At 58.2% G+C, this 25,027-nt stretch carries 20 protein-coding genes; 9 read left to right on the forward strand and 11 right to left on the reverse strand.

What is annotated here, in order from left to right; all coding sequences use genetic code 11:
• Window positions 1–46: 46 nt before the first annotated feature.
• Genes C8N30_RS09930 through C8N30_RS09940 form a run of 3 tightly spaced genes read right to left on the reverse strand, consistent with a single transcriptional unit; the run spans window position 47 to window position 3,253 of the window.
• On the reverse strand, window positions 47–844 hold the full coding sequence (locus tag C8N30_RS09930; RefSeq protein ID WP_025064353.1) for a transglutaminase family protein: 798 nt from the start codon (window positions 842–844) through the stop codon (window positions 47–49).
• Window positions 845–879: 35 nt separating this feature from the next.
• On the reverse strand, window positions 880–1,821 hold the full coding sequence (locus C8N30_RS09935; protein ID WP_025064354.1) for an alpha-E domain-containing protein: 942 nt from the start codon (window positions 1,819–1,821) through the stop codon (window positions 880–882).
• A 4-nt stretch (window positions 1,822–1,825) separates the two neighbouring features.
• On the reverse strand, window positions 1,826–3,253 hold the full coding sequence (locus C8N30_RS09940) for a circularly permuted type 2 ATP-grasp protein (RefSeq protein WP_025064355.1): 1,428 nt from the start codon (window positions 3,251–3,253) through the stop codon (window positions 1,826–1,828).
• 234 nt (window positions 3,254–3,487) lie between these two features.
• Here C8N30_RS09940 and C8N30_RS09945 point away from each other — a divergent pair, with 234 nt between their 5' ends.
• On the forward strand, window positions 3,488–6,808 hold the full coding sequence (locus tag C8N30_RS09945; protein ID WP_025064356.1) for a transglutaminase family protein: 3,321 nt from the start codon (window positions 3,488–3,490) through the stop codon (window positions 6,806–6,808).
• Window positions 6,809–6,862: 54 nt separating this feature from the next.
• Here C8N30_RS09945 and C8N30_RS09950 read toward each other — a convergent pair whose 3' ends face one another.
• Entirely contained in the window at window positions 6,863–7,615 is a 753-nt protein-coding gene (locus C8N30_RS09950) for a proteasome-type protease (protein WP_025064357.1), read from the reverse strand.
• Between the two features lie 125 nt (window positions 7,616–7,740).
• Window positions 7,741–8,523, reverse strand: a complete 783-nt coding sequence (locus C8N30_RS09955) for a transglutaminase-like domain-containing protein (protein ID WP_025064358.1) — start codon at window positions 8,521–8,523, stop codon at window positions 7,741–7,743.
• 239 nt (window positions 8,524–8,762) lie between these two features.
• Here C8N30_RS09955 and C8N30_RS09960 point away from each other — a divergent pair, with 239 nt between their 5' ends.
• Entirely contained in the window at window positions 8,763–9,485 is a 723-nt protein-coding gene (locus C8N30_RS09960) for an FkbM family methyltransferase (protein WP_025064359.1), read from the forward strand.
• An 8-nt stretch (window positions 9,486–9,493) separates the two neighbouring features.
• Here C8N30_RS09960 and C8N30_RS09965 read toward each other — a convergent pair whose 3' ends face one another.
• Complete coding sequence (locus C8N30_RS09965; RefSeq protein WP_025064360.1) at window positions 9,494–10,981, reverse strand: MORN repeat-containing protein; 1,488 nt, start codon at window positions 10,979–10,981, stop codon at window positions 9,494–9,496.
• A 162-nt stretch (window positions 10,982–11,143) separates the two neighbouring features.
• On the opposite strand from C8N30_RS09965, the gene C8N30_RS09970 reads away from it, so the two are divergent.
• The 3 genes from C8N30_RS09970 to gltX all read left to right on the forward strand — a co-directional run bounded on the left by C8N30_RS09970 (window position 11,144) and on the right by gltX (window position 15,105).
• Window positions 11,144–12,802 carry an NAD+ synthase gene (locus C8N30_RS09970; RefSeq protein ID WP_025064361.1) on the forward strand — a complete coding sequence of 553 codons (1,659 nt, stop codon included), beginning with the start codon at window positions 11,144–11,146 and terminating at the stop codon, window positions 12,800–12,802.
• 96 nt (window positions 12,803–12,898) lie between these two features.
• The gene (locus C8N30_RS09975) at window positions 12,899–13,696 is read left to right on the forward strand and encodes a CE1 family esterase (protein ID WP_025064362.1); all 798 of its coding nucleotides are present in this window, start codon (window positions 12,899–12,901) and stop codon (window positions 13,694–13,696) included.
• Between the two features lie 74 nt (window positions 13,697–13,770).
• Complete coding sequence (gltX, locus tag C8N30_RS09980) at window positions 13,771–15,105, forward strand: glutamate--tRNA ligase (protein WP_025064363.1); 1,335 nt, start codon at window positions 13,771–13,773, stop codon at window positions 15,103–15,105.
• A 28-nt stretch (window positions 15,106–15,133) separates the two neighbouring features.
• Here the strand turns inward: gltX and C8N30_RS09985 are convergent, their stop codons facing one another.
• Window positions 15,134–15,694, reverse strand: coding sequence for a gamma-glutamylcyclotransferase family protein (locus tag C8N30_RS09985; RefSeq protein WP_025064364.1), 561 nt, complete (start codon window positions 15,692–15,694; stop codon window positions 15,134–15,136).
• 127 nt (window positions 15,695–15,821) lie between these two features.
• Between C8N30_RS09985 and C8N30_RS09990 the strand changes: the two genes are divergently transcribed.
• Complete coding sequence (locus tag C8N30_RS09990; RefSeq protein ID WP_025064365.1) at window positions 15,822–16,187, forward strand: glycine cleavage system protein H; 366 nt, start codon at window positions 15,822–15,824, stop codon at window positions 16,185–16,187.
• A gap of 9 nt (window positions 16,188–16,196) precedes the next feature.
• Here C8N30_RS09990 and C8N30_RS09995 read toward each other — a convergent pair whose 3' ends face one another.
• The 3 genes from C8N30_RS09995 to C8N30_RS10005 form a co-directional block, all read right to left on the reverse strand.
• A complete protein-coding gene (locus tag C8N30_RS09995; RefSeq protein ID WP_025064366.1) occupies window positions 16,197–17,120 on the reverse strand; it encodes an inositol monophosphatase family protein in 924 nt (307 codons plus the stop codon).
• Window positions 17,121–17,205: 85 nt separating this feature from the next.
• Complete coding sequence (locus C8N30_RS10000; protein ID WP_025064367.1) at window positions 17,206–19,722, reverse strand: ABC transporter permease; 2,517 nt, start codon at window positions 19,720–19,722, stop codon at window positions 17,206–17,208.
• Window positions 19,719–20,387, reverse strand: coding sequence for an ABC transporter ATP-binding protein (locus C8N30_RS10005; RefSeq protein WP_025064368.1), 669 nt, complete (start codon window positions 20,385–20,387; stop codon window positions 19,719–19,721). Before C8N30_RS10005 ends, C8N30_RS10000 begins: the two co-directional genes overlap by 4 nt.
• A 48-nt stretch (window positions 20,388–20,435) precedes the next feature.
• Here C8N30_RS10005 and C8N30_RS10010 point away from each other — a divergent pair, with 48 nt between their 5' ends.
• The 3 genes from C8N30_RS10010 (at window position 20,436) to preA (ending at window position 23,856) form a co-directional block, all read left to right on the forward strand.
• Complete coding sequence (locus C8N30_RS10010) at window positions 20,436–21,083, forward strand: arylesterase (protein WP_025064369.1); 648 nt, start codon at window positions 20,436–20,438, stop codon at window positions 21,081–21,083.
• Window positions 21,084–21,221: 138 nt separating this feature from the next.
• Window positions 21,222–22,550, forward strand: coding sequence for an NAD(P)-dependent oxidoreductase (locus tag C8N30_RS10015; RefSeq protein WP_025064370.1), 1,329 nt, complete (start codon window positions 21,222–21,224; stop codon window positions 22,548–22,550).
• 1 nt (window position 22,551) lies between these two features.
• Entirely contained in the window at window positions 22,552–23,856 is a 1,305-nt protein-coding gene (preA, locus tag C8N30_RS10020; RefSeq protein ID WP_025064371.1) for an NAD-dependent dihydropyrimidine dehydrogenase subunit PreA, read from the forward strand.
• Window positions 23,857–24,259: 403 nt separating this feature from the next.
• On the opposite strand, the gene C8N30_RS10025 is transcribed toward preA, so the two are convergent.
• A complete protein-coding gene (locus C8N30_RS10025; RefSeq protein WP_025064372.1) occupies window positions 24,260–24,883 on the reverse strand; it encodes a TetR family transcriptional regulator C-terminal domain-containing protein in 624 nt (207 codons plus the stop codon).
• Window positions 24,884–25,027 lie beyond the last annotated feature (144 nt).

The raw sequence follows: 25,027 nt of genomic DNA on the forward strand, positions 1-25,027 counted from the left end.
TGCCTTGTTAATTAGTCGCCGTATTTCTCGAGGTTCAGCAACGCTGCTATTGTTGAATCTGGAGAGATACACTCATTGTTTCGCGGGCATTGCCCATCCGCATTCCCGAAACCGGCGCTGCGTCGATTGAATCGCGGCCCACAGCAAGTCGTACATACCGTTCGTCCGGCGAAATACCGTTGGAGACGTCAAACGCGACCCAGCCCAGCCCGTCGATGTGCGCCTCGGCCCAAGCATGGCTGGCATCCTGATCAATGCGGTCATCCATCATCAAATATCCGCTGACATAGCGCGCGGGAATGCCGGCATGGCGCACGGCGGAGATGAAAATTTGCGCGTGGTCCTGACAGACGCCACCCCCAAGACCCAGCGCCTGCTCTGCCGTGGTGGTCACATCGGTAACGGCCTTGCCATAAGGTGCCGCGGCGAGAATTTTTTCTGACAGGCTGTGCAGTTCGTTCAGATTGCCGCCGGAATCGGTGATAAGTTCCGATAACTTTGCGATCCCGCTGCCAGCCATGGTGCGGTTGGTAGATTGCTTGAAGTGCCACAGGGGGGCGGTGCCATAGACCTTGCCGTAAATGCCATCGGAACTGTGGGTTTCGACCTCGCCCGACACGGTCAGGGCGATCTGGGTCGCGCCGTCTTTTGCCTGAATAAGGGTGCAGTGATTGTTATATTGGTCGGTACAGGAAAGCTCTCGTGTACCGCCCTCGATCGCAATGTCCCAGTTCAGCACTGTTTGTTGACGGTCTGTGACAGGGGTCAGGCGCAGCTGCTGGAGACCGTAGAGCACGGGCATATCATAAGAATAACGCGTGGTATGGGTGATTTTCAGCTTCATCTGCTCTGCCTGTCTGTTAAGCTGTTAAGCCCTTGTTATCCGTTGAACCGGTAGTCCTGTTCGATCTGCGCACCGATGGCGTTGTTCTCGCGGATGAAGGTGCTGATGAACTGGTGCAGCCCGTCATTAAATATTGATTCGATGGTGTGCTGCCGCAGCGCCGCAAGCTGGGCGTCGATCAGATCGTGGGAGGGCATGCGGTTGCCGTAATCCTTCGCAAGATAAGCGAGATTTTCCTCGATAATACTGCTGGCGAAATACAGCGACCGCGGGAACCGTGTGTCGAGTATAAGGAACTTTGCGATGCCGATAGAGGTCATTTCACCCTCGCCGAGCCAGCGAAACGAGCGATGTGCAGAGACAGACCGTAGCACGGTTTCCCATTGCACGTTGTCCAGCGGCGAGCCCACGAAGCTGGCCGAGGGAAGGAGAGTATAATATTTCACATCGATGATGCGCGCTGTATTATCCGCGCGTTCCAAAGCGGTGCCAATTTGGGCAAAGTCGTAAATATCGTTGCGCAGCATTGTGCCGTGCAACGCCCCGCGCACCAGTGCACTGTGGCGGCGGATTTCGCCCAGCAGTTTTGGCAGGTCGATATCGCGCACAGGATGTTTGAGCGCATCTTTCATCGCCATCCAGTTTTCATTGACAGCTTCCCAGACCTCGGTGGTGAGCGCCGTGCGTACCATGCGGGCATTTGTGCGCGCACTTCCCGTGACGGCCATCACGCTGGAGGGATTGCTGGCGTCGCGCAGCAGATAATCAACCACATGCTCGGCTGTGTAGGTATCATATTTCGCGTCATATCCGTGACGCACGCCTGCCGTGGTAACAACGGATTTCCAGTCGGAAGTTGTGTCATTGGAGCGGGTGAGCGCGATGCGGAATCCTGCCTCGATCAGGCGCGCGGTATTTTCGCTGCGCTCCATAAAACGGAACATCCAATAGAGGCCCCCTGCGGTTTTTCCCAGCATTGCTTTAGTCCTCCAGAACCCAAGTATCTTTGGTCCCGCCGCCCTGACTTGAATTGACCACAAGCGAGCCTGCCTGAAGCGCCACGCGCGTCAGACCGCCGGGGGTGATCTCGATTCCGTTAGGCGAGACAAGAACAAACGGCCGCAGATCGACGTGACGCGGGGCGAGGCCCTTTTTCGCAAATATTGGCACAGTCGACAGCGAAAGTGTTGGTTGTGCTATATAGTTAGAAGGGTTGGATTTGAGTTTATCCGCGAAATCCGAAAGCTCCTGCCGGCTGGCAGCTGGACCAACAAGCATTCCATAGCCGCCCGAACCGTGGACCTCTTTGACGACAAGCTCGGCCAGATTGTCGAGCACATATTTCAGACTGTCGGGTTCTGCGCAGCGGAAGGTATCGACGTTTTTAAGGATCGCCTTTTCGCCAGTATAAAATTGGACAATATCGGGGATGTAGGAATATATCGCCTTGTCGTCCGCAATGCCGGTGCCAGGGGCATTGGCGATGGTGATATTGCCTGCGCGGTAGACGTCCATGATGCCCGGCACGCCCAGCATCGATTCCGGTTTGAAGTTCAGCGGATCGAGGTAATCGTCATCGACACGGCGGTAGAGCACATCGATCACCTTGTACCCTTGGGTGGTGCGCATCGCGATATGGCCGTCGACCACACGCAGGTCGTGGCCCTCGACCAACTCGACGCCCATCTGGTCGGCCAGAAACGAATGCTCGAAATAGGCAGAGTTGTGGATGCCGGGGGTAAGGATCGCGACAGTGGGCCTGCCGCCGCATTTGGATGGCGCGCAAGCCGCCAGTGAGCGGCGGAGGTTTTTGGGATAATCGCTGACCGGTTTGACCCTGTTCTGGCTGAAAAGCTCTGGGAACATTTGCAGCATCGTCTCACGATTTTCGAGCATGTAGGAAACGCCCGAAGGCGTGCGGGCGTTATCCTCGAGAACGTAGAAATCGTCCTCGCCGGTGCGCACAATATCTGTGCCAACGATATGGGTATATACGTTGCCCGGTGGTGTCATGCCGATCATCTGGGGCAGGAAGGCCGAGTTATTTGCAACAAGCTCAATCGGGATGATCCCCGCGCGCAGGATTTCCTGACGGTGGTAAATGTCGTGCAGGAACATGTTGATCGCACGCACGCGCTGCTCAATCCCTTTGGAGAGCTTGGTCCATTCGCGATTGGCGATGATGCGCGGTATAAGGTCGAAGGGGATAAGCCGCTCCTGTGCAGCCTCCTGACCGTAGACATTGAAAGTAATGCCCGTGCGTCTGAAAAACGCTTCGGCCTCTTTTGATTTTTTCTTCAGGCGCGAGGGGTCCTGCCCAGAAAACCATGTTTTATAAGCGCGGTAAGGCTCCCGCACATTGTCGGGCGCTGACAGCATTTCGTCAAAGTGATTTGGTTGTTCATCCATGCATGAAATCCTATCGGAATTTATGCATACTACAACGTAGCAAATGGGGCGGGTTGTAGTTAACCCTTGAGAAGGGCTGCGGCGAGATTACTTTTTAGGCATAACGCGAACTGGCGCGCCGTGCTTGTATCATTATGGTGCAGGGGAGTGTTGCAACTGGTCGCGCAGTGGTGCCACTCATGAACAGAACCGGACGGCCGACCCGCCCCTGATAGACGCAAGGAGACAAGAATTATGTCAATCACCGCAAGCATCTATCACCTGACGCATTACAAGTATGATCGCCCCGTGACGCTGGGCCCCCAGTTGATCCGCCTGCGTCCTGCCCCTCATTCGCGAACACGTGTGATTTCGCACAGCCTCACAGTCTCGCCTGCCGCCCATTTCGTGAACCACCAGCAGGACCCTTATGGCAATTGGCAGGCGCGGCTGGTGTTTCCCGAACCGGTGCGCGAATTCAAGATCGAGGTCGACTTGGTGGCGGATATGTCGGTCTATAACCCGTTCGATTTCTTTGTGGAGGACAGCGCCAAGGAATTCCCGCTGACCTATGATGCGGATATCGCGCCCGACCTGAGCATTTATATGCGGACCGAGCCTGTGGGCCTGCTTTTGCAGGCGTTTTTAGGTAGTGTGTCGCGCAGCCCGATGGTCACGATCGACTTTCTGGTGATGCTCAACAGCCGCTTGGCCTCCGAGATAAATTACGAGATCCGGATGGAGGCGGGGGTGCAGCCTGCAGAGACAACTCTGGGCCGTGCCGCTGGATCATGCCGCGATACAAGCTGGCTGCTGGTTCAGGTACTGCGCAATCTGGGGCTCGCGGCGCGCTTCGTGTCGGGGTATCTGATCCAGCTCAAGCCTGATCTGATCGCCATTGACGGGCCTGCCGGGACAGACAAGGATTTCACGGATCTGCATGCTTGGGTCGAGGTCTATCTGCCCGGTGCAGGCTGGGTCGGCCTTGATCCGACCTCGGGTCTGTTGGCAGGCGAGAGCCATATCCCGCTCGCCGCGACGCCACATTACCGTCACGCGGCACCGATTTCGGGCGTGGCCAGCGCGGCGGATGTGGAATTTTCCTTTGATATGCAGGTGACCCGCACCGCCGAGCACCCCCGCATAACCAAGCCATTCTCGGAAGATGCATGGCAGGCGCTTAACGCGCTGGGCCACAAGATCGACGCGCGACTGGATGCGGGCGACGTGCGCCTCACAATGGGAGGGGAGCCCACTTTTGTGTCCATCGATGATTTCGAAAGTGACGAGTGGAACTCTGACGCTGTCGGCCCTACCAAACGCGGGCTGGCAGACAACCTTATGCGACGCTTGCAGGACAGGTTTTCGACCGGCGGGTTGCTGCATTACGGACAGGGTAAATGGTATCCGGGCGAAACGCTGCCGCGGTGGACCTTTTCGCTGTACTGGCGCAAGGACGGGCGCCCGATTTGGCGCGATGCCGAATTGCTGGCGCGTGAGGACACACACGAGGATGTCGGACCGGATGATGCCCAGAATCTGCTGACCGCGATTGCGGCGCATCTATCTGTGCCACCTGAAAATGTGTTGCCCGCATTTGAGGACCCCGCCGAGTGGATCATCAAGGAAGGCAATCTGCCCGCTAATGTGACACCTGAAAACTCCAAGCTGGCCGACCCCGAGGAACGTGCGCGAATCGCAAAGGTGTTCGAGCGCGGGCTGAGCACACCTGCAGGATATGTTCTACCAGTGCAGCGCTGGCAGGCGCGGGCATCGAGCCGGTGGATGTCCGAGGTTTGGAACCTGCGACGTGGCAAAGTGTTTCTTGTGGCGGGCGACAGTCCTGTCGGCTACCGCCTGCCGCTGGGGACTTTGCCCCACATCCCGCAGAGTGATTACCCGTTTATCATGCCGCAGGACCCAACAGAGGCACGCGGCCCGCTACCCGATGTGGTGCGACAGGCCGCTCCCGTCAAAGAGCAGCCAGTTGCGCACCGGACGGATGCCACCGCAGGGCAGCAACAGGTCGAACAAACGTTGAAAGACATGGATGGGCGTGTGCGCACCGCCATCTCGGTAGAGCCGCGCGACGGGCGATTATGTGTATTTTTACCTCCCGTCGAAACGCTCGAGGATTACTTGGAATTGATCGCGGCCGTTGAGGCGGCGGCAGGTTATATCGGACGTAAGGTTCTGATCGAAGGCTACGCGCCCCCCTCTGATCCGCGCATCGAAGTTATGCGTATCGCCCCTGACCCCGGCGTGATTGAGGTGAACATCCACCCCGCCGCGAACTGGAAAGACTGTGTTGCAACCACACAGGCAGTCTATGAAGAAGCACGGCAGTGTCGCCTCGGCGCGGATAAATTCATGACAGACGGGCGCCATACCGGTACGGGCGGCGGCAATCACGTTGTCGTGGGCGGTGCGACCCCCGCCGACAGTCCGTTTCTAAGGCGGCCTGATCTGTTGAAAAGTCTGATCCTGTTCTGGCAGCGGCACCCCAGTTTGTCCTACCTCTTTGCGGGAACATTTGTTGGCCCCACATCGCAGGCGCCACGCATCGACGAGGCGAGGCATGATGTGCTGTATGAACTCGAAATTGCGCTCGACCAGATTTGGCCACCCAGCGAAGGGGCTGTGCCGCCTCCATGGCTGACAGACCGGCTGCTGCGCAACGCATTGATTGACGTGACGGGAAACACGCATCGCACCGAAATTTGCATCGACAAGCTGTACTCTCCCGACGGTCCAACAGGACGTTTGGGACTGGTGGAGTTTCGCGGCTTTGAGATGCCGCCCGATCCGCGGATGAGCCTTGCGCAGCAGCTTTTGATCCGCGCAATCATCCTGCGCTGTTGGGAGAACCCTATCAGCGGCAATCTCACTCGCTGGGGCACTACGTTGCACGACCGCTTTATGCTCCCTGATTTCATCTGGGAGGATTTCACCGATGTGCTGTCCGATTTGCGGCTACATGACCTACCGCTTGATCCGGCATGGTACGAGGCGCAGGCCGAGTTCCGCTTTCCGTTCTGCGGAGAGGTCAAGTATGAGGGCGTCACGCTGGAATTGCGACAAGCGCTGGAGCCGTGGCACGTGCTGGGCGAGACCGGCGCGATTGGCGGGACAGTACGTTATACCGACAGTTCGTCCGAGCGGATGCAAATATCGCTGAAAGGCGCCAACCCCGACCGGTACAACGTAACGGCAAACGGGCGTGTTGTACCTCTGAGCCCAACTGCGACAAATGGCGTGCGTGTGGGCGGGGTGCGGTACAAGGCGTGGAAACCCTCGCTATCGCTGCATCCGGTGCTGGAGGTGGATGTGCCGCTGCGGTTTGATATCTACGACAGCTGGACCGGCACATCGCTAGGGGGCTGCCGCTATCATGTGGCGCATCCGGGCGGGCGAAGCTTTGATACTTTCCCTGTTAACGGCAACGAGGCCGAGGCGCGCAGGTTGAGCCGGTTCGAGAAGATGGGCCACACCCCCGGCGCATTCACGCCCGTACCGGAGCGCCCCCATCCCGAGTTCCCCATGACCCTTGATTTGCGGCGCAGGCCTGGTCTGTAGTGTTTATGTCTTGAAATGTGCGGTAAATAGATGCGACCCGCAGGACCGGCGCATTTATTTACCGGCTGGCATGCCTTTTTTGCGGTAGCTGGGCAGACGCATCAGCGCGGTGCGCAGTGCATCCCCCCATCCATCCGAAATAGTCTGGTAGTAGGGGTTATCAGCCTCGATGCGGGTCTGCTCTTCGATGGAGAAGCTGTCTTTTGCATAGACCTGAAGATCGAGTGGCATTCCGACAGACAGGTTAGCCTTGATCGTAGAGTCGAATGAAACGAGCAACAGTTTGATCGTATCTTCAAAGCTCATGTCGGGCTGGTAGGCACGCACCAGAATGGGTTTGCCATATTTCGCCTCGCCAATTTGGAAAAACGGGGCATCGTCGGTCACTTCGATGAAGTTACCTTCGGGATAAACCAGAAACAACGTTGGCGCGCCGCCTTTGATCTGTCCACCGACGATAACCGACGCAGTAAAGCGCGACGATCCTGTTTGGCCGCCCTGTGCGCTGTCGCGGATAACTTCCTGAAGGGTGGCACCGACAAGGCGTGCAACCTGAAACATGGTGGGTTGTTCAAGAAGGGTGGGGTTCCGCTCAGATACAGTTTTGGAGCGCTCCTCCAATACGCTGATGAGCGCCTGCGTTGTAGCCAGATTTCCGGCGGTCATGATCGTAATGGTCCGTTCACCGGGGACATTCCACGTAAACATCTTTTTGGTGGTCGAAAAATTGTCGACCCCTGCGTTAGTCCGCGTGTCGGCCATAAAAACAAGGCCGCGGTTAAGGCGAAGGCCAACGCAATAGGTCATTTTGAATGGTCCAGAACAGGGAAAAAACAGGTTTAAAACTCGGGAGATACTTAAAGCGATGCAGACTGCGTTACAATAAAAGATTGTTTTGCATTTTCGGGAGGATGCTTGCGGTAGCCTGTGGATCAGGACGCAATTCTGTGCACCTCGACGGTCTGTTTGCGTAGGTCCATCCAGCCATACGAAGTCATGAACGAGGCATCGGCGGCATCACGCCCCACACAAATGCGGACCATGTCGGAGGGTTTGGCCATGCCGGTCGGATCGAGAAGATGCCAGCCCCCGTCAAGGTAGACCTCGACGACGGCATGAAAGTCCTGGGGGACGACATCGGGAGCATAAACGCTGACGAAACGCGCAGGAATGCCTGCGGCGCGGGCAAACGCGATCATCACATGCGCGTAGTCACGGCAGACACCGGCAAGGCTTTGGAAACTGTCGCTGGCCGTGGTGCCCGCATTGCTGGCACCGTTGTCATAAGTGAAATTGGTGTTGATCCAGTTGCGCATCGCCTCCACCAACACGCCGCCTTGGGAATCTCCGAATTCGGAAGAGACAAAATCGAGGAACAATTCAGAGTGGCAATAGCGTGATGGCATCAGATATTGCACGACATTCGCCGGAATTTGTGTGCGCGGTGTTTGAAGCAACGTGGCGAGGCTGCCGTTGTTGCGCGTGACCTCAACCTGCGCCTGATAGTGACAGTCAAAGTCAGGGCCTGCCTCGATCCATTTACGCGTCCCAAGGCCTTGCTCGCCTTCAATGTTGTGGTGCACGGACACAGGATCAAAGCTGATCTCCGAATGTACGATCCGCTGGACGGCATCCTGCATCGCCTCGATCTGTAATAACAAATCGCAGGGCTGGGTGGCCGCATAGGACAGATGGGTGCGGATCAAAAAGCGCATTTTCGTTTCCAGAATCTTGGGCATGTGCGGATCGCAGAGAGGGTGTATCCCATATAATTGGTCGCATGTCGACAGCCCGCTGGAATGTGCTGTCAGGCGAAGGAAATAAGGGCATGCAGGCATGGCTCGCGGGCTTGAAGGGCCTCATTATCGGGCAAGGGGTGGCATGGCCCGCCTTGTCGGTCGTGTGCACATATGTAAGCCTATATTGAAATTAATTAAACCTAGCAGGATTAAAGATGTCAGTCATACCACCGGATTTCCCGCATTCCACCGCCATTAACGCCCATGGATTTTATTGTATCCCAGGCACATTCCGCAAGCGGGAGGTCGCGCAGATGTTGCTCAAGGGAGAGGTCAACGAACCGCGCACCTTGTCGTTGATGCGCCAGTTTGCGGGTAATGGCGATGTTGTAAGCGGCGGCGCTTTTGTGGGGGATTTTCTGCCATTCTTGTCGCGCAGCCTCAAGCGGGGCGCGTATCTACATTCGTTCGAGCCAAATCCAACGGGATTTGCCGCCACCACGATGACGGTCGCCCTCAATGATCTGACAAACGTCAGGCTGTCACCGGTGGCGGTGGGCAACGAGACGGGCGTTCTGCCGCTGCTGGTGGCGGATGCGGCGGGTAAGCAGATGGGCGGCACCTCGATGATCGTAGCCGAGGCGCAGGAGGGGCGCACGGTTGATGTGGAGATTGTTAGGATCGACGATCTGGTCCCTGCCGACCGCAAGGTGAGCGTGCTGCAGCTCGATATCGAAGGCTACGAGTGGCAGGCGCTTGAAGGTGCGCCGCAGACTATCGGTAAAGGGCATCCGCTGATCGTGCTGGAGACGCTGGCGGCGCAAGACCCCCGCGAGATCGAGAAAAAGCTACGCGCGCTCTGCCCTGCGGCGGACTATACTTTTATGGGTATGATAGAGCGGAACGCGTTTTACAAACCCTTTAAGTCAAAGAAATAGCACCGAATTCAGTCGGTCACGGGAGTAGGGGCATCCGTTGTTGCCGGCTCTGCCGTGACGGGGTCTGCGCCAGTCGGCTCAGCATTGGCTGGGTCCGCGGCGGCGGGTTGAGCCAATGTGCCATTATCCCAATCGCCCGAGGCCTGCTCCCCCGTGGCATAGGTCATGGTGCCTACACCCTGCCGCTTGCCATCCTTGAAAGTACCCACATAGACATCGCCGTTGGGATAGGTGGCGGTGCCTGTGCCCTCAATCTCGCCGCCAGCCCACTCGCCCTCATAGATAAAGCCGCTAGCCATGGTGATCTTGCCCATGCCTGAGCGGCGACCGTCGACAAATTCGCCGACATAGGTGGTGCCATCGGGATAGGTGGCGGTGCCGGTGCCGTGCCGCAGCCCTGCCTTCCACGTGCCCACATACGAGCGCCCATCGCCGTAATCTAGCGTGCCTTGTCCTTCGTTGCGGGCATCAACAAAGCCGCCCTCGTACACCATCCCGTTCGGATAGGTGGCGCGGCCCTGACCTTCAATCACGCCGGCATTCCAGTCTCCGGTATAGGTAGAGCCGTCAAGATAGGTAATGCTACCAGCGCCTTGCGCCAGATTGTCCTTGAAGAGGCCGGTTTGAACCGAGCCGTCCGGATAGGTCACGGTGCCTGTGCCTTCCGCGCGGCCCTCGACCCAGTCACCCTCGTATTTGTAGCCATCCGCGCCGGTGAAGGTGCCGGTGCCATGCCGCTGGTCATCCAGATAGGCGCCCACGTAGGTGTCTCCCGCTGCCGTGGTTGAAGTGCCCGTGCCTTCGCGGCGGCCTTCGACCAGATCGCCCGCATAGGTGTCGCCATTTGCCTGGGTGATCGTGCCAGTGCCATTAAGTTGGCCGTTGGCCCATGTCCCTTCAAGGGTGAACCCCTCGGGATGGATGAGTTTGCCCGGACCCGAACGCGCGCCATCGACTACTGTACCCTCGTATATCGCGCCTTCGGCGTCTTTGATCACGGCCTGGCCTGTGGCCTGTCCGTCGACCCAGTCCCCCTTGTATTCATAGCCTGCGGGCGTAACCAACACGCCTTTTCCGTTCCTTTTGCCATCGCGAAAGGCGCCTTCATACCGCTCTCCGTTTGCGTGAATTGCCACGCCTTGCCCCATGATGGTGCCAGCTTCCCATTCGCCCTCGTAGGTGCCGCCGTCCGACATTGTGATCTTGCCAATACCCTCGGGCTTTCCCTTCGCAAAATCACCTTCGTAGACCGAGCCGTTCGGGAAACGCGCGATGCCGGTGCCGCGGATCTCGCCCTCGACCCACTGGCCGGAATACTGGTAGCCGTTGGGCAGAGTGTAGGTGCCGGTGCCGTGCTGTAGCCCGTCTTTGAACGTGCCTTCATATACGCCGCCGTCGTCGTATTGCTTGCTTAATACTTGTGTGTTTTGCGCAAACGCGGACCCAAGCATCAAAGGGGCGAAAGCGGCAGCGAGCATCAGGGTGCGGAAAGTCATGGCGGTCCTGTCCAATAGAGCGGGCAAGGGTGCCCGTGGTTTTCCATCAGACTAAAGACGCCACGTCCGAGGGGCAACGGCCTTTTGCCGCGTGGGCCATTGCGTGCTTTTCTTGGACGCCCGATCTGCTACATCGTTGGTCCAACAGCGAGAGGGACGACAATGGCAGAGCGGTTTCGCATCACATTGGGGCAGTTGAACCCGACGGTTGGTGATTTGGCAGGCAACGCGGAACAAGCGCGTGCCGCTTGGGCGCAGGGGCGTGACGCCGGTGCCGATCTCGTAGCGCTGCCGGAGATGTTCATTGCGGGATACAACGCCCAGGATCTGGTGATGAAACCCGCGTTCCAGCGCGATGTCGTGACCCATCTAGATGCGCTGGCGGTTCAGTGTGCGGACGGTCCTGCGCTTGCGATCGGTGCGCCGCTGGTTGAGGGTGGCAAGCTTTATAACGCCTATATGATTCTCAAGGGAGGCAAGGTGGCGAGCCGCGTGCTCAAGCATCACCTGCCCAACGAGACGGTATTCGACGAGGTTCGCATATTTGACAGTGGCCCTTTGGGTGGACCTTATTCCATAGGTGACACGCGCATCGGCTCGCCGATTTGCGAGGATGCGTGGCATGAAGATGTGGCCGAGACTTTGGCCGAAACCGGTGCGGAGTTTTTGCTCGTGCCCAATGGCTCGCCCTACTACCGCGGTAAATTCGACACCCGCCTCAGCCATATGGTAAGCCGTGTCGTCGAGACAGAACTGCCATTGATTTATCTGAACATGGTCGGGGGGCAGGATGACCAGATTTTTGATGGGGCGAGCTTTGGTTTGAATCCCGGCGGCAAGTTGGCGTTCCAGATGCCAGCGTTTGATGCGGTCACGCAGCACATCGATCTTGAGCGCGGACCGGATGGCTGGCGCATCCTGGAAGGCAACAAGGCAGTGCATGCCGACCCTTACGCGCAGGATTACCGCGTTATGGTTGAGGGCTTGCGTGATTATATGCGCAAGACAGGCTTTGAAAAAGTGCTTTTGGGAATGTCCGGCGGTATCGATTCGGCGATTGTTGCCACGATTGCGGTCGATGCTTTGGGGCCTGACAATGTGCGCTGTGTTATGCTGCCGTCCGAATACACCTCTAACGCGTCGCTGGAAGATGCGGAGGCCTGCGCCAAGGCGCTGGGCGCGCGATATGACTATGTGCCGATCAAGGCGGGGCGCGATGCGATTACGCAGACTTTAACGCCATTGTTCGAAGGCACCGAGCCTGATCTAACCGAAGAGAACATCCAGAGCCGCCTGCGCGGCCTCCTTTTGATGGCGCTGAGCAACAAGTTCGGCGAGATGCTTTTGACAACGGGCAATAAATCGGAAGTGGCTGTGGGATACGCCACCATCTATGGCGATATGGCGGGCGGATATAACCCGATCAAAGACCTTTATAAAATGCGGGTTTTCGAGACATGCCGCTGGCGCAATGCCAATCACGCCGACTGGATGATGGGGCCTGCGGGCGCTGTGATCCCTGAAAATATCATCACCAAAGCGCCGTCGGCCGAATTGCGCGATGACCAGAAGGACAGCGATAGCCTGCCCGATTATCCCGAGTTGGATGCGATGCTGGAAATTCTGGTGGATCGCAACGGATCAATTTCAGATTGCGTGGCAGCGGGGTTTGACCGTGATGTCGCCAAACGTGTCGAGCATCTGGTTTATATTTCGGAATACAAAAGATTCCAGTCTGCACCAGGGCCCCGCCTGACGAAGGGGGCATTCTGGCTTGACCGACGGTATCCTATTGCCAACCGTTGGCGAGATCCTTCCTGATAACATCATATCTTTTCCTACACTTTGCCGCACGCGGCGATGTGATGTGCGAAGTCTGCAATCATGGGTTAATCCGGTGCAAACGGGAGTGCTGCGATGAAATGGCTTTTGGTGATCTGGACAGTTTTGACGGCGACTGCGCTACAAGCGTGCGGAGCGGACAGTGATTGCGTAGTCGGCGACAGGATCTACCGCATATCGCTGCCACAAGGTCGGACTGCGCCATCAGGTGCGGTGATTTGGGCGCATGGTTATCGCGGGGCGGCTGAAGGTGCCATGCGAAACGCCAGCCTGCTCAATTTAGTTCATGCACAAGGGTTAGCTTTGATCGCTTTGCAGGGCGTGAACGGTACATGGGATCTGCCCAACGGGCCGCGCACCCCCGACAGTACCGGTGCCCCTGAATTTACCTATGTCGACAGGGTGATTTCTGACGCCGTCGAGCGCTTTGGCGTCGATCGAACCAAGCTGGTGGCGAGCGGATTTAGTGCCGGTGGCATGCTGGTGTGGAATATCGCCTGCGCCGAGCCGGAGAAGTTTACGGCGTTTATACCCTTTTCGGGGACGTTCTGGCGTGGGCCGCCTGCGCAATGTGACGCGCCGGTCGCCAACATGATCCATATTCACGGTGACGATGATGCCACCGTTCCCCTCGACGGGCGGGCCATTGGTGCGACCCGTCAGGGCAAGGTGTCGGAAGCGATGGCAATGTATGGCGCGCTGGGTGCTTTTGGGCCAGCAGAACAGATGGACACGCCTGACCTGCGCTGCGCGCGGCAGGGTAACGCGGCGGGCAAGCTGCTGGAGTTGTGCCTGTTTGAGGGCGGTCATTCGTTCCGTACGGAATACCTTGGCTATGCGCTTGATCGGTTGAAGGCTGCAGGGCAGCTTTGAGCGGGCAGATAGGCGTCCCTAACTGGACAAAGCGGCGGCGCTGTGCCAGCAGGTGAGGCAACAGGAGGCCCTTCATGTCTGACAAAACCACAACCCGTTTCGCCCCGTCGCCCACCGGCTGGATCCACATCGGTAACCTGCGCTCGGCGTTGATGAACTTCATGATTGCGCGCAAGGCAGGTGGCACGTTCATTCTGCGTATCGATGACACCGACCCGAACCGCTCGAAGGAAGAGTACGTCGACGGGATCAAACGTGATCTGGAATGGCTTGGTCTGCATTGGGACCGAGTCGAGCGACAATCCCTGCGTCTCGAAAAATATCATGAGGCAGCAGAGAAACTGCGCGGCATGGACCGTTTCTACGAGGCGTTCGAGACGCCAACGGAGCTGGACCTCAAGCGCAAGAAGCAGCTCAACATGGGCAAGCCGCCGGTCTATGACCGCGCGGCACTGGCATTGAGCGGTGCGCAAAAAGAGGCGCTTCGTGCTGATCGGGGCGATGGCGTATGGCGGTTCAAGTTGTTGCAGGAGCGAATCGTCTGGACGGACGGTATTCTGGGCGATGTGAGCATTGATGGCGCATCGGTGTCCGATCCGGTGCTTATTCGTGGGGATGGACAGATCCTCTATACGCTTGCGAGCGTTGTGGATGACACTGAAATGGGCGTGACCCATGTGGTGCGTGGTGCTGATCACGTCACCAACACCGGCACACAGATCCAGATCATGGAGGCGCTGGGCGGTACAGTGCCTACTTTTGCACATCACTCGTTGCTAACCGGTCCTCAGGGTGAGGCATTGTCCAAACGTCTGGGCACGCTGGCATTGCGCGACCTGCGCGAAGCTGGGATTGCCCCGCAGGCCCTCCTTAGTCTGATGTCGCGTTTGGGATCAGCTGATCCGGTAGAGTTGCGCACAGAAATGGCAGAATTCATTGAAGGCTTCGATATCTCTCGCTTCGGCTCTGCGCCAACCAAATTCGACGCAGAAGACCTCAAGCCGCTGACAGCAAAATATTTGCAGTGTCTGCCTCTGGACGCTGTCGCGGATGAGATTCGCGCATTGGGCGTGCCAGACGATAAGGCCGCGCAGTTCTGGGCGGTGACGCGCGAAAACATCACGACCCTGCATGATCTGGGTCCATGGTGGGAAATGTTTGCGAAAGGTGCCGAGCCAGCGATTGACGACGAAGACCGTGAATTCATCGCGCAAGCTATGACGATGCTCCCCGAAGGGCCCTACGATGCGGATACTTGGGGTAATTTCACTACAGCAGTGAAAGAGGCAACAGGGCGTAAGGGCAAGAGCCTATTTATGCCGCTGCGCAAAGCGTTGACCGGACAGGCCCACGGTCCGGACATGTCGGCTGTGCTACCGCTGTTGCAGGTAATCAAGGCACGCGGCTAAATCCAGCAAACAGTGTATCGTGGCGGGCTCAGCCTGCCACGATGACCGCGTTGCGAAGGGCCAGATGCTGGTCGACCAAAGCGGTCTCCTGCATACTGAGACGTTGCGCACGCGGATAACGCGGCATGGCACGATCATCCAGAATGTGCGTATCCCAGCGATCGGTCGTGGCAAAGAAATCGGCCACACCGCCCGCGCCGAATTCGCGCAGATAACCCTGAACCACCACATCAAGATAGCTCAGCAAAATGTGGTTTTCCCTGCTCTGGGTCCATGTATCGCGCGGCACGGCGTAGTGCGAGATATCCTGTGCTGAAGCGCGGGGATGCTGTACGGCACTGCCCGAGGCGATGCGGGAATAGCCGTGTTCGCGGGCATCCAAAGCATCCCAGTCGCCATGCGGCACCTCGGCAATCAGACCGTCAATAACGGTGTCGGGGTCTGGGATTACGCTGAGAAATGCCTGCCCGCGTTCTGCGGTGAAAACCCATGTGCGGCGCCAGCCCACCAATCGCGCGCGCGCGGCGTTTTCATAGATGTGGGTGTCACGGTTAACGAGGCTGCCGTAGCCGAAAAAACAGGGATGCATGGGGGGCCTTTGCGCTGGAAATCCAAGCACTATTTAATCACTGCGTATGCGTAGGGGCAACCATGCGCAAAGGAGATTGAAAAAGTCGGCGCGCTTTGGCAAAACAAAATGACGGAGGGCCAATGCCATGAAATTTACCGAAGAACATCTGTGGTTGCGCGTCGAGGACGGCGAGGATGAAATCACTGTAGGATTGAGCGCATATGGTGCGGAGCAGCTTGGTGAAGCCAAGTTTGTAGAGCTGCCGGACGAGGGTGATGTTGTATCGGTCGATGATCCGGTTGTCGTAATCGAGGCGGATGATGATGCCGTTGATATACTTGCGCCGCTTGACGGTGAGATCACGGAAGTAAACGAGCGTTTGGTCGAAGCGCCCGAGGTCATCTCCGAGGACCCTCAGGGCGATGGATGGCTCTTCAAGATGAGCATTGATGACCTCGACGCGCTGGAAGAACTGATGGATGAAGCGGCCTACCAGAAATACATCCGCTAAGTCGCAGCGTTATTTGGGCTCGGGATCCGTTGCGGTCCCTTTGTCTTCCAAAAGGAAGCTGAATACCTTTTTCAGCTTGTTCCACGTTGCCTTGTCAGGCGCGATAAGCAGGTGTCCGGTAAGGCGCGTGGCAGTGTAGTCGCCACCATCAAGCATTTCGACATGCGCTCCTGCACGTGCCGCAATAAGCGCTCCGGCGGCGTGATCCCAAGGGTGCAACAGGGCGGTTAGGCTGAAATCAATATGGCCCTGCGCCAGCATGCGGTATTCATGCGCGGAACACCGAAGCGTATTGACGCGGGCAAAACCGGGAAATGTCGCAGCGAGCAGGGGCTGCTTTTCGGCTGCGAACAGATGAAGGGGAACGATGCCCGAAAGCTCCTCGAGTGGCTTGCCCATCGCGACCTTGAGCGGGCGGGCGGAGCCAAAAGGGCGTTGCAACTCTGGCAGCATTTCCTCGTCCGCGATGGCCCAGTCATCACCGATTGGATCATAGATCAGGCCGAACACGGGCTTGCCGTACCTGGTGGCGGCGATGATCACGCCGAACAGAGCCAGGCCATGTGCAAAGTTCCACGTCCCGTCCACGGGGTCGATGTGAAAGGCCAGTTGCGCATCTGCTATCCCGTCTAGAAGTTCGGGTTTTGCAGCGACCGCCTCTTCCCCGATGACCAGCGCCGAGGGGAAGGCAATCTGCAAAGCGCGTGCAATCATTGCCTCGGCTTTGGTATCCGCATCCGTGACCAGATCGGCAGCATTTGATTTCGTACGAATATCGCCGTCAGACAGGCGACGGAACCGGGGCAGGATCTCGGCTTTAGCGGCGCGGCGCACGATGTTGACGATCTGCATACGCTGCGCAGGTGTTATTGCGGGCGCGAGTGTTGCGGGCAGGTTGCCCGTTGTGGCGGATTCAGTATCGTGATCTGACATTCGAGCGCTCCTTTGTTTTTGGTAGATTAGGACATGATGCGTAGAAGGCAACGGGGCAACGCGAGCGGCTTTTCCCTGTTGCTGATTATTCGCGTGCGCGCAGGACGCGGGCAGGACGCGCCTGAAGAGCGCGGCGCGCAAACCCGAGGCCTGCAAGGACCGTCGCCGTGATGCCTCCTGCGACGATCAGCAGGGCGGACGACCAGATTACGGTATAGTCGGTCTCCATCACGAATGTGCTGACGGCCCAGCCTCCCAGTGTTCCTGCCAGCAGGGCAACCGCACCGGCGGCAAGGCCCAGAAGGGCGGCACGCAGGATAAAGCTCGCTGCTATCATACGGCGGGAGGCGCCCATCGTCTTAAGCATCGCCGCCTCGTACGTGCGCGCATCAGCACCCGCGGCAGCAGCCCCAATAAGAACCAGAAAACCGGTCAGGAGCGTCGCCGCAGCGCCGTAAGATGTGGCGGCAGCCAGACCGGCAAGAACCCCTGCGACGCGGTCAATAGCATCCTTAACGCGAATGGCGGTGATATTTGGATAGGCTTGCGCCAGATCGCGCAGGATCTGGGCTTCCGCCTCCGGTTCGGCGTAGACGGTCGAGATAAATGTGTGGGGCGCTCCGGCAAGGGCGGAGGGGTTCATCGTCAGGATAAACCCGATGCCAGCGGTGGAAAAATCAACTTCCTGAAAGCTGGTTATCGTTCCTGTAACGTCACGGCCCAGCACATTGATCGTGATGGTATCGCCAAGAACAAGGCCCATTTCCTCGGCTTCTTCCGCGGCAAAGCTTATCTGCGGCGGGCCGGAGTAGTCTGGTGCCCACCATTCCCCTGCCGTGATGAGTGCACCGTCCTTGGGTGCTGCGGCATAGGTCACCCCGCGATCGCCCGAAACGACCCAATGATCGCCCGCCACTTCGGCAGCAGGACGATCGTTTATTTGGGTCAGTATTCCGCGCAGCATGGGCGCCGAATCGATGCGGCTCACGGCAGGATCGTTCTCTAACCGCTGGGTATACCCGTCTATCTGGTCCCTCTGGATGTCGACAAAGAAGTAACTGGGGGCGATGTCGGGGAGGTTTCCGTTGATCGCCTGCCGCAGGTTGCCGTCAATTTGCCCCACCGCAGCGAGCACCGACAGCCCGAGGCCGAGGGACAGCACGACCGCGCCAGCTCCTTCACCGGTGCCGCCGATTGCCGCCATCGCCCAACGCCAGCGCGGGTACCCGCGCAAGCGGTGGCTGAGGCTGCGGGCGGCGATACGGATGAGGAATGCAGCAACTGCCAGCAGTGCGAGCGCGCCTGCGATACCGCCGAGCGTCCAGAGGGTCAAAAACCAGCTCCCGTTAAACCACCCGGCCATACCAACGAGGGCAGCGATCGCGATAGCGGTCGTAATGATGAAAGGGAGCGCTGGCAGACGGTTGGCCCCGTCCCATGCATCGCGAAACAGCGTAGCGGCGCGCACGCGGTCGGTCCGCGCCAGTGGCCATAGAGTAAATATGAAGGCAGTCAGCAGCCCGTATAGCCCTGCCTCGATTAGCGGGGCGGGAAAGACGCGGAACGCGGTCGGAATTGGGAGGCGAGCCTCAAGAATTGGAGCTGCCAATAGCGGAAGAATTGCGCCGAGGATCACACCGATCGCAACACCGAGCACCGACAAAACACCGATCTGGATGAAGTAGGTCTGAAAGATGGTAGCGCGATCAGCCCCGAGGGCACGCAAGGTCGCGATGACTTCGGTTTTGCGGCTGAGATAGCTGCGCACAGCCGCCGAGACACCCACGCCGCCCACAGCGAGGCCCGAGAGGCCAACGAGGATGAGAAAGGCGCTGAGCCGTTCAACGAACCGCGAGACCTGTGGCGCGCCGTTGCGCGAATCGCGCCACCGCATGCCGCTGTCGGTAAACTGGTCTGTTGCCCGCGCCTCAAGCGCATTAATGTCGGTGCCTTCGGGAAGAAGTAGACGGTATTTGGAGTTGAAGCGCGAGCCTGCGGAGAGCAGGCCAGAACCCTCGAGGCTGTCGCGCAGAACGAGTGTGCGGGGACCGAGCGAGAAGCCCGCAGCGGCTGCGTCCGGTTCGCGAGTTATCGCGGCTCTCAAGGTGTAATAGTTGGTGCCGAGCGCGAAACTGTCACCGAGGCTGAGGCCCAGACGATCAATGAGTGCGCGCTCCATCACGGCGCCAGGCGTACCGTTTTGTATGGCAAGCGCATCAGCCAGCGGCATTTCGGGATCAAGCGTTACTGCGCCGACTAGAGGATAAAAAGCATCGATTGCTTTGACCTGCGTCAGGGCGCGGTCTTCACCTGCCACGGCCATCGAACGGAAATCGGCAATCTCTGAGATCGCGCTGGCCTGCGATTGCATCCATGCACGCTCTATCTCGGTCGCAAAGCGGTAGGTCAGTTCAAGCTCTGCATCGCCCCCCAAGATCGCCGCGCCTTCTCGCTCCAGCCCTGCCTCGATGGCGGCGCGGACGGATCCGACAGCGGCAATTGCGGCAACACCAAGTGCAAGACATGCAAGGAACAGCCGAAAGCCGCGCAGACCACCGCGCAGTTCGCGGCGGGCAAATTTGGTGGCGAGAGCAAGGCTCATGCGATGGCACCGTCGCGCAGCGTGACCACGCGGTCACAGCGCTTCGACAGAACATCGGAATGGGTCACAAGCACAAGCGTCGAGCCGAACTGGTCGCGCAGGTTGAACAGCAGATCCATAATTGCCTCGCCATTGGCACTGTCGAGATTTCCTGTAGGCTCGTCGGCCAGCAAGATCGCAGGGCGCGGTGCCGTTGCGCGGGCCAGCGCCACGCGCTGTTGTTCGCCGCCTGACATTTGCGCGGGATAATGACCCGCTCGCGAGGCGAGGCCTACAATTTCGAGTGCTTCGGCGGCGCGGTCGAATGCGTCTGTGTGACCTGCGAGTTCCAGCGGAGTTGCGACATTCTCCAACGCGGTCATGGTCGGGATGAGGTGGAATGACTGGAACACAATGCCCATGCGATCGCGACGGAAGCGCGCCAGTTGGTCCTCATTCATATTGGTGAGGTTCTCGCCCATGGCAAGCACTGTGCCGCCTGTTGCCTGTTCCAGCCCGCCCATGACCATCAAGAGCGATGATTTTCCAGAGCCGGACGGGCCGACCAAGCCTATACTTTCGCCTGCTGACACCTCAAGCGAAATACTGTGCAGTATATCGACAGGTCCGGCATTGCCATTCAGCCGCAAGGCTGCATCTTTAAGAGAGAAAATAGGATTGCTCATAGGGGCCCCTTCGATGGCGTCCTTAGGGGATATGGAGGGAATATGGCGATGCGCAAGGCTTTGGCAGGGATTCTTATGGTTTGGGCAAGTATTGCGCAGGCCGACGAGATCGTAATCGCGGCACTGGGCGACAGCCTTACGCAAGGCTACGGCCTTATGCAGGAAGACGGTTTTGTGCCGCAACTGGGTGCTTGGCTGGCCGCGCAGGGCATTGAGGCCGAACTGGTGAATGCAGGCGTGTCAGGCGACACGACTGCCGGGGGGCTGGCGCGGGTTGGATGGACACTGACGGAGGATGTGGACGCGATGATTGTGGCGCTGGGCGGCAACGACATTCTGCGTGGGCTGGACCCTGCGCAGGCGCGCAAAAATCTCGAAGGGATTTTACAGGCTGCTGATGCCGCTGGCGTCGAGGTGTTACTGATCGGTCTAGAAGCACCAGGCAATTACGGGCCAGACTACAAAGAGCAGTTTGATGCGATCTATCCTGATCTGGCAGAAGCTTATGGCGCGATTTATCTCGAAAGCTTCTTTGCCGGACTGGGTGATGATGTCATGACAGCCGACCCTGCGGGGCTGCGCCAGTGGTTTCAGGCGGATGGTATTCACCCGAACGCCGAAGGTGTTGCCAAGATTGTGCAGGCTATAGGCCCGAAAGTGATCGAGCTTTATGAGGTCGTTGAGTCCGCCTACTAGGGTGATTTGAACGGTGACTGCCTGTTTCTTGGGCAGTCACAATTTACTGCGCCCCCGCTTAAATTTTACCAGTTGATAAAAAAATAGACCTGTGCCAGCGTTTATCCAGAGGAACGGATATTGGCAGAGGATCAGCAGATGACAGATAAGGTTTTTGAACCAGGCGTGATGGCGGGGCGTCTGGCGCCAGCGACATACGAGGCGCACTTTGGCGACCTGCATCCGCCCCTTGACCGACATGAGGCGCTGGTCGCAGCAGACCGGTGTTATTTCTGTCATGATGCGCCCTGCATAACGGCCTGTCCCACCGACATCGACATCCCTTTGTTCATCCGCCAGATCGCCACGGGCACACCTGATGCGGCCGCGAAAACGATCCTGAGCCAGAACATTATGGGCGGGATGTGTGCGCGGGTCTGCCCTACCGAGCAGTTGTGTGAACAGGCCTGTGTTCGCGAGGAGGCAGAGGGCAAACCGGTGCTGATCGGTCAGCTCCAACGCTTTGCCACAGATCATTTGCAAGCCCAGGGCATTCATCCGTTTGTGCGGGCCGAGGCCACTGGTAAACGAATTGCCGTGGTGGGTGCTGGGCCTGCGGGTCTGGCTGCGGCACACAGGCTGGCGATGCTGGGGAATGATGTTCTGGTTTATGATGCGCGGCCCAAAGCGGGCGGGCTGAATGAATATGGAATCGCCACCTATAAAACTCCTGACGGTTTTGCGCAGGGCGAGGTGGATTGGCTGCTTAAGATCGGCGGAATCAAGGTCGAGACCGGCAAGGCGCTGGGTGCGGACCTGACCCTCGGGGCACTGCAGGCGGAATTTGATGCGGTATTTTTGGCCATCGGTCTGGGCGGCGTAAACGCGCTGGGGGTCGAGGGTGACGATAAGAATGGCGTATTGGATGCGGTGGATTTCATCGCGGAGTTGCGGCAGGCGGGCGATGTCGCATCGGTTCCTGTGGGCCGTGATGTGGTTGTGATAGGTGGTGGTATGACAGCGGTGGACGCAGCAGTGCAATCCAAACTGCTCGGCGCGCTCAACGTTACACTGGTTTACCGGCGCGGGCGCGAGGCGATGAACGCGAGTGTCTTCGAGCAGGATCTTGCGGCCAGCAAGGGTGTGCGGATTGTAACCCATGCGACGCCAAAGGCCGTGCATGGAAATGGATCTGTGCGCGAGATCGAATTTGACTATGTGGGGCCGGATATGAAGCCGACCGGCCAGACGCTGCGCCTTGCTGCGGATCAGGTCTTTAAGGCGATTGGCCAGACGCTTGAGGGGGATGCTCTTCCTGCGCTGGAGGGGCGGAAGATCGCTGTGGATGGCGCTGGGCGCACCAGCATCAAAGGTGTCTGGGCTGGTGGCGATTGTGCCTCGGGCGGAGATGACCTCACGGTGACGGCTGTGGCCGAGGGCCGCGATGCCGCAATGGATATTCATGCAGTTTTGACTGGGGGCTTATAAGATGGCTGATCTGACGACCGATTTTCTGGGGATCAAATCCCCCAATCCTTTTTGGCTGGCCTCGGCGCCGCCGACAGATAAGGAATATAACGTCCGGCGCGCCTTTGAGGCGGGATGGGGCGGAGTGGTCTGGAAGACGCTGGGTATGGAAGGGCCGCCTGTCGTCAATGTGAATGGCCCTCGCTACGGCGTAGTCCACGGGGCAGACCGCCGTGTGCTGGGGCTCAATAACATTGAGCTGATCACTGACCGTGATTTGCAGACAAATCTGGACGAGATCACGAGGGTCAAGCGAGACTGGCCTGACCGCGCGATGATCGTGAGCATTATGGTCCCCTGCGAGGAGCAGGCATGGAAAGATATTTTACCTCTCGTCGAAGCCACTGGAGCAGACGGGATTGAACTAAATTTTGGCTGTCCGCATGGCATGTCGGAACGGGGCATGGGCGCTGCCGTGGGGCAAGTGCCGGAATACATCGAAATGGTCACACGCTGGTGTAAGCAGTATTACAGCAAGCCTGTGATCGTAAAACTGACGCCGAATATCACAGACGTGCGCAAACCGGCTGAGGCAGCACGGCGCGGTGGCGCGGATGCGGTGAGCTTGATCAATACGATCAACTCGATCGTGTCGGTAGATCTGGACACGATGAGCCCGCACCCGAGCATTGACGGAAAAGGCACACATGGCGGCTACTGCGGTCCGGCAGTCAAGCCGATTGCCCTGAGCATGGTGTCCGAGATTGCGCGGGCGCCGGCCACGGCGGGCATGCCGATCAGTGGCATCGGTGGCGTGACAACATGGCGTGATGCGGCAGAATACATCACCATGGGGTGTGGCAACGTGCAGGTGTGTACAGCCGCAATGACCTATGGGTTCAAAATTGTTCAGGAAATGATCAGCGGTCTGTCGGAATGGATGGACGAGAAAGGCCATACATCAATTCAGGACTTCATGGGCGCAGCAGTGCCGAACACGACTGACTGGCAGTATCTGAACCTCAACTACATCGCCAAAGCGCAGATTTCGCAGGATGATTGCATCAGTTGCGGGCGCTGCTACGCTGCCTGCGAGGATACCTCGCATCAGGCGATTGCCATGTCCGAGGATCGCACATTTACAGTGATTGAAGAGGAATGTGTGGCGTGCAACCTCTGTGTCGAGGTTTGCCCGGTAGAGAACTGTATCACCATGGTCGAGATGCCCAAAGGGAGTACCGATCCGCGCACCGGCAAGGTTGTTGAGGACGTCTACGCCAACTGGACGACCCACCCCAACAACCCCTCCGCAACCGCAGCGGAGTGAACGGTCATTCCGTTGTCTTGCGTGTTGCGTAGGATAACGCAGCCAGAAGGATCGGCGGGGTTGATGTGGGTCGGGAGGTGCGTAACATTCAATCTCGGACGGGCTTGGGCCCGTCCGGTGCTGCGGCGGGGTCGCCTCAGTGCCCCGCTGTCGGGTTTGTGTTGGTACAGCCGACATCGGCGCAGCCTTAAGGGGCGTCATGCGGGCAGCTTGCTCGGCATGCTTCGGGAAAACTGGCGCTTGTCAGTAGGTGTCGCTTTTTTGTGCAGATTTGCCGCCGTTGGCGGAGCCGCGGCTCGTGCCCAAGCTTTCGCCCACAGGCTTGATTGCGTAAGGGCTGACGTCGGCCGCAGTAAGGTGCAACCGTTGTTGCCAGAACGTTAATGCGGCGAGCAAAGGTAATTTATTGGATAACGGGTGCCAGAAGTTTCCGGAACATCATTTCCAGATGCGCACCCGCCCGCAGCGAGGGGTCATCTCCACCCAGCAGCACAGACACTTGCGCGCCAAAGTCGGCATAGTGCTGGGTCGTTGCCCAAATCGAAAAGATCAGATGCGCAGGATCGACAGGCGCGATGCGGCCTGTGTCAATCCAGTGCTGTATGACGATGCATTTCTGGTCGAACAGGGGTTTTAGATCGTCCTTGAGGTGGTCGGTCATACGGGGTGCACCTTGTAGGATCTCACCGGCAAACAGCTTGCTCTCGGCAGGCAACTCTAACGCCATATCTAATTTGAGGCGGACGTACCCCAGCAGTTCCTCGATGGGATCGCCCTCTGGGTCAAGCTCGATCAGGGGATCAAGCCATGTCTCCAGAAGCTGACTTAGCAGGGTTACATAAATCTCTGTCTTACCGTCAAAATAATAAAGGAGGTTGGGTTTGCTCAGACCTGCTCCTTTTGCGATCGCGTCTAGTGTGGCACCGCCGTAACCGTCTGTAGAGAACACGTCGAGGGCGGCATCGAGGATCAGGCGGCGGTTGCGGGTCTGGATGCGGCTCGGTTTTTTGGCGGGAGTGTCTGGCAAGGGTGGGCTCCGCTTTGTGCTGGGAAAATAGGCAGAATGTCAGAAGTGCTGTGCCGCTTTCTAAAGCAGAACTTGACAGACAGGAAGGCAGGCGCAATCGTCCATTGACCAATTGGTAAAAAATTGATCGTCCAACAGATCAGC

The organism is Sulfitobacter guttiformis (assembly GCF_003610455.1).
In the GTDB taxonomy this organism is placed as follows: Bacteria; Pseudomonadota; Alphaproteobacteria; order Rhodobacterales; family Rhodobacteraceae; genus Sulfitobacter; species Sulfitobacter guttiformis.

Excerpts from the sequence above, each read along its gene's own strand:
- C8N30_RS10000 (WP_025064367.1), bottom strand. The coding sequence starts at position 19,722 with ATGAGCCTTGCTCTCGCCACCAAATTTGCCCGCCGCGAACTGCGCGGT.
- C8N30_RS09955 (WP_025064358.1), bottom strand. The coding sequence starts at position 8,523 with ATGCGCTTTTTGATCCGCACCCATCTGTCCTATGCGGCCACCCAGCCC.
- C8N30_RS09990 (WP_025064365.1), top strand. The coding sequence starts at position 15,822 with ATGAAATTTACCGAAGAACATCTGTGGTTGCGCGTCGAGGACGGCGAG.
- C8N30_RS09960 (WP_025064359.1), top strand. The coding sequence starts at position 8,763 with ATGTCAGTCATACCACCGGATTTCCCGCATTCCACCGCCATTAACGCC.
- gltX (WP_025064363.1), top strand. The coding sequence starts at position 13,771 with ATGTCTGACAAAACCACAACCCGTTTCGCCCCGTCGCCCACCGGCTGG.
- C8N30_RS09985 (WP_025064364.1), bottom strand. The coding sequence starts at position 15,694 with ATGCATCCCTGTTTTTTCGGCTACGGCAGCCTCGTTAACCGTGACACC.
- C8N30_RS09940 (WP_025064355.1), bottom strand. The coding sequence starts at position 3,253 with ATGGATGAACAACCAAATCACTTTGACGAAATGCTGTCAGCGCCCGAC.
- C8N30_RS09970 (WP_025064361.1), top strand. The coding sequence starts at position 11,144 with ATGGCAGAGCGGTTTCGCATCACATTGGGGCAGTTGAACCCGACGGTT.
- preA (WP_025064371.1), top strand. The coding sequence starts at position 22,552 with ATGGCTGATCTGACGACCGATTTTCTGGGGATCAAATCCCCCAATCCT.
- C8N30_RS09930 (WP_025064353.1), bottom strand. The coding sequence starts at position 844 with ATGAAGCTGAAAATCACCCATACCACGCGTTATTCTTATGATATGCCC.
- C8N30_RS09935 (WP_025064354.1), bottom strand. The coding sequence starts at position 1,821 with ATGCTGGGAAAAACCGCAGGGGGCCTCTATTGGATGTTCCGTTTTATG.
- C8N30_RS09965 (WP_025064360.1), bottom strand. The coding sequence starts at position 10,981 with ATGACTTTCCGCACCCTGATGCTCGCTGCCGCTTTCGCCCCTTTGATG.
- C8N30_RS10005 (WP_025064368.1), bottom strand. The coding sequence starts at position 20,387 with ATGAGCAATCCTATTTTCTCTCTTAAAGATGCAGCCTTGCGGCTGAAT.
- C8N30_RS09975 (WP_025064362.1), top strand. The coding sequence starts at position 12,899 with ATGAAATGGCTTTTGGTGATCTGGACAGTTTTGACGGCGACTGCGCTA.
- C8N30_RS10010 (WP_025064369.1), top strand. The coding sequence starts at position 20,436 with ATGCGCAAGGCTTTGGCAGGGATTCTTATGGTTTGGGCAAGTATTGCG.
- C8N30_RS10015 (WP_025064370.1), top strand. The coding sequence starts at position 21,222 with ATGACAGATAAGGTTTTTGAACCAGGCGTGATGGCGGGGCGTCTGGCG.
- C8N30_RS09945 (WP_025064356.1), top strand. The coding sequence starts at position 3,488 with ATGTCAATCACCGCAAGCATCTATCACCTGACGCATTACAAGTATGAT.
- C8N30_RS09950 (WP_025064357.1), bottom strand. The coding sequence starts at position 7,615 with ATGACCTATTGCGTTGGCCTTCGCCTTAACCGCGGCCTTGTTTTTATG.
- C8N30_RS09995 (WP_025064366.1), bottom strand. The coding sequence starts at position 17,120 with ATGTCAGATCACGATACTGAATCCGCCACAACGGGCAACCTGCCCGCA.